This is a genomic window from bacterium (assembly GCA_040753085.1).
Lineage (GTDB): Bacteria > UBA9089 > JASEGY01 > JASEGY01 > JASEGY01 > JASEGY01.
This window is the reverse complement of sequence record JBFMHI010000202.1, coordinates 1-4,173: the sequence shown is the minus strand read 5'-3', so window position 1 is coordinate 4,173 and position 4,173 is coordinate 1. Positions and strand designations below refer to the sequence as shown.

The 4,173-nt window shown below is 45.6% G+C and carries 2 protein-coding genes; both read right to left on the bottom strand.

Annotation, left to right across the window (positions count from 1 at the left end):
* A partial coding sequence (locus AB1797_13420) for a hypothetical protein (protein ID MEW5768586.1) occupies positions 1-289 on the bottom strand: 289 nt, incomplete at its 3' end.
* Positions 211-3,111, bottom strand: coding sequence for an FG-GAP-like repeat-containing protein (locus AB1797_13415; protein MEW5768585.1), 2,901 nt, complete (start codon positions 3,109-3,111; stop codon positions 211-213). The genes AB1797_13415 and AB1797_13420, both read right to left, overlap by 79 nt.
* Between the last annotated feature and the right edge of the window lie 1,062 nt (positions 3,112-4,173).

The following is a 4,173-nucleotide window of genomic DNA, read 5'->3' as shown; positions in this document are numbered from 1 at the left end:
CCAGATCAAGGGTGCGGATTAGTTGACCACTCAGATTATAGATTCGAATGGTGACATGATCCTTCTCAGCCAGGCTGAAGGGAATCCAGGTCTCCGGGTTCATCGGGTTAGGGTAGTTCTGAGCCAGGCCGGTCTTTTCTGGCGATTTCTTGTCATCGGCCGTCTCAGTTTTGCTGGCCACTGCTGCTATCTTTGATCCCTTATCCACCTTTACCTGACAGGTCTTCTCGGCCTTGTTTCCGGCCTGATCGTAGGCGATGACCTTAATGGTGTGATTCCCCTTAGCCAAAGAGGTGGGGTATTCCAAGCGTAGGAATAAGGATTCGAGGTATCATTGGCCTTCAGGGAATTGTCAATATAGAACTCTACCTTGGTCACTCTCACGTTATCCGAGGCATTGGCCGTAACAGTAACTGTCCCTTTCACCGTAGCACCATTGGCCGGTGAGGTGATGTTGACCACCGGCGGGGCAGCGTCCTTTACCGTTATCCCATTACTTACCCCGACTCCGCTCCACAACCCGGCTCCGTTCTTGGCCCTGATCGCAAAATAGTAGGCCTGTCCCCAGATGAGATTCAATCCGCTCTTAGTTACTTCGGTAAAGAGGCCGACCGAAGTCCAACCTACCACATTTGTCCTTCCAGAGGTCGTCCCGATGGCATACTGATATTCGGTAATGCCCGATTCGCGGTCAGAGGCAGACCATTTAGCGTGCAGTTTGGTCTTATCCGAGGTCACATCCCCGTCATCGGTTACTACCGGCTTGCTCGGTGGAGTGGGGTCGTTCACCTTAATCCCATTGCTTACCCCGACTTCGCTCCACAACCCGGCCCCGTTCTTGGCCTTGACCGCAAAATAGTAGGTCTGTCCCCAGATGAGATTCAATCCGCTCTTAGTTACCTCGGTGGCGAGGCCGACCGAAGTCCAGCCCACCACATTTGTCCCTCCAGAGGTCGTCCCGATGGCATACTGATATTCGACAATACCTGACTCAGGGTCAGAGGAAGACCACTTAGCGTGCAGTTTGGTCTTATCCGAGGTCACATCCCCGTCATCGGTTACTACCGGCTTGGTTGGTGGAGTGGAGTCATTCACCTTAATCCCATTACTTATCCCCACTTCGCTCCACAACCCGGCTCCGTTCTTGGCCTTGACCGCAAAATAGTAGGTCTGTCCCCAGGTGAGATTCAGACCAGTCTTAGTTATCTCAGTGGTGGTACCGACCGAAGTCCAGCCCACCACATCTGTCCCTCCAGAGGTCGTCCCGATGGCATACTGATATTCGGCAATGCCCGATTCCGGGTCAGAAGCAGACCATTTAGCGTGCAGTTTGGTCTTATCCAAGGTCACATCCCCGTCATCGGTTACTACCGGCTTACTCGGTGGGGTAGAGTCCGGTGAAGAAGGATACAACCCTATATGCCGCGCATCATGACGGTACATTGGCCAATGAATATTTTTGACATCATAATATTGGCTATCAGGTAGCGACCAAACGCAGAGAAGACCTCTGTTCTTGATTTCATTATCGCTCCGCCCTGTCCCTCCAGTGACTATATCTATTTTTCCATCCCCATCTAAATCACTTAAGACTACATCATTTCCTTCCATTCCCTGAACTGACCAGCTAAGAGTAAGATTTCCATTTTGGTCCCAGGCAGAAATATCCGCGTTAGAGCCACTCCACAGAGAACCTTCCGAGCCAGCCACTATGTCGATCTTACCATCTCCATTTATGTCCCCTATGGCTGGAGATAATGGTATACCATTTGTCGGTTGGCTAAACAGTAACTTTCCCTGATGATCCCAGACGTATATTCCACCATTTACGAGTTTCTTCTCTGAGTATGAGTATTCTACTGCAGCGGCGATTATTTCCAGATCACCGTCTTGGTCAATATTGCCCAGGGCCAAATCAGAATATATATCACCGTCGGAATATGTCTTAGAAAACATTAACCAACTCTTCAATAAACTGCCTTGAGTATCCCATACATATACATTACCGTTGGTTGAAGCCACGGCTATTTCTATTTTACCGTCACCATTAATATCACCTAAAACCGGCGAGGTAAAAAGCCCTTCATTTGTATTAAATGGCCAACCCTTTAAGGCCTCTCCCCGGTGATTCCAGACATATAATTTGCCATCCCTACCCCCCGATATGACAATTTCAAGACCATTTTCTCCATTTATATCTGCCAAAGCAGGAGAAGAAATTCCCACGCTACCTGTTACCTTTGGCCAACCATTCACTGATTTTCCCTCATGATTTAAGGCATACACCTTTTTATCCTCTGAGCCAATAATTACCTCCCCATATCCATCATTATCTATATCTCCTATGGCTGGAGAAGAAGATATATGGCCGTCAGTGGAAACTGACCACTTTTGAGTTCCGTCATGATTTAGAGCATATATCTTGCCTTTATAGGTGTTAGTGTTATCACAGACTCCGATGACTACCTCCAGGTATCCATCTTTATCTATATCTCCCAGGGCTGGTGAGGATTCTATCCAGGTATAATTCCTTGGCCCTGCTGTAAAAGACCACTTTATTTTCCCATCGTGGCTTAGGGCATAGATCTTACCATAGTAGGAGGCAATTATTATGTCTTCCTTCCCATCCTTATCTATATCACCTATCACTGGCGAAGCGTGTATTTCGTCATTATCCAGAGCCAGAGGCCAGCCGCCTTTCGGTGTAATGACGGTGAAAAGAAAAATCTCACTTGTAACCAGATTTCTTGCTTCATCCTCTGATATTACACGCGCCTGGTAAGTTTTTCCGTATACCAGCCCTGGAAGTATCATTTTGTGTTCCTGCACCTTGCTTGAATCACTTACCTCTTTCTTGGAAGCATTATAATCTTTAAGCCCATACTCAACTTTACTGGTACTTTCCTCGTTAGTTGTCCAGCTAATGGTTGCCGAGTTGTTGGTCATTTCCAAGATTAGAGGCCCTCTGGTAATAACCGGTGGCCTTGAATCGTAGGCGGTCGAAATAGAAGCGCTGCTTGAAGTTAACGGACATTGATTTGTTATCTTTACTTCCAATTTAATCTCTCCATTTGTCTCTTTCCCGGAACCTATGTCTTTTACAGCTACCATTAAAGGTAATTTGCCTGTGCTTGAAGCAGCAATGTCTACTGTTTGAGTTGGAGGAGTAACACTGCTAATAAAATCTGAAAGTGGATATTTGACACTAACAGATACCCCCTTCATCTGAATGTTACCCATGTTTTTGATGTTGAAATTAATATTACCCTTCCATCCAGAGTTGACTTTAAATGATTTATTCGAATTGGGTCAATTCTTCTGCCTGACTTAGTGTCCGGGGGGCTGAGTGGTTACCTGTATCCTTATTTATTAGAACTAAGCAAGAATCGTGCCAACCGAAGAAAAATTCAGCACACAGGTGCTGAAGCCGCAGAGAATCAAAGGGTTAGGATGATTATTTTTTGTCACAGGGGGATCAGGGGAGATAAGGTTCTATCCGGGAAGGCTATCTCTCACCCCAGCCATAAAGCCAGGCAACAACTGGGAAGAAATAAGCAGTAACAATATCTTGGGTGGGGAAATTCTTCCCTACTACATATTGTGGCAAATCATAAACCCCGATAGTGATTGGGAAAGAATAACCCCAAGGGTGGGGAGATTTCCCCCACCCCCCTGAACCAGCCCTGTTTTAAGCCATCTGCTAAGAGTAGACAGTAATTGGGGATAGAGAACCCCTCTCAATATCTTGGGTGGGGGAAATTCCCCCACCCTATAGGTAGTATGGCCTTAGAGCTTACTCTAAGATCTCCGGAAGTGGCTTTGTTTACCATCAACAGAAACCAGGTTTCTTCGAGAAACTTGGTCTCTCATAGCCAGGGTTGTGGTTACTGAAGATGGAAAGGAAAAAGCGCCGAAGGGGTGTATCGGACGGGAATAATAAGAGGTTATTGTAAAGTATTTGTATTTCAAGTAGTTCCAAAAAAAATGCAAAAGTATAGTAAACTTATAACCAAACTTTTGCAGAAAATTCAAGATATAAAGCCACGGATTAACACAGATTGAACACGGATAAACACAAAATATATTTTATTTTCTTGAAATTAAAGAAGTTATGCTAAAGAAGAATGTTCATTGATTCTCACAAAAATCACAAGAACAAATTCTTGTAGAGAG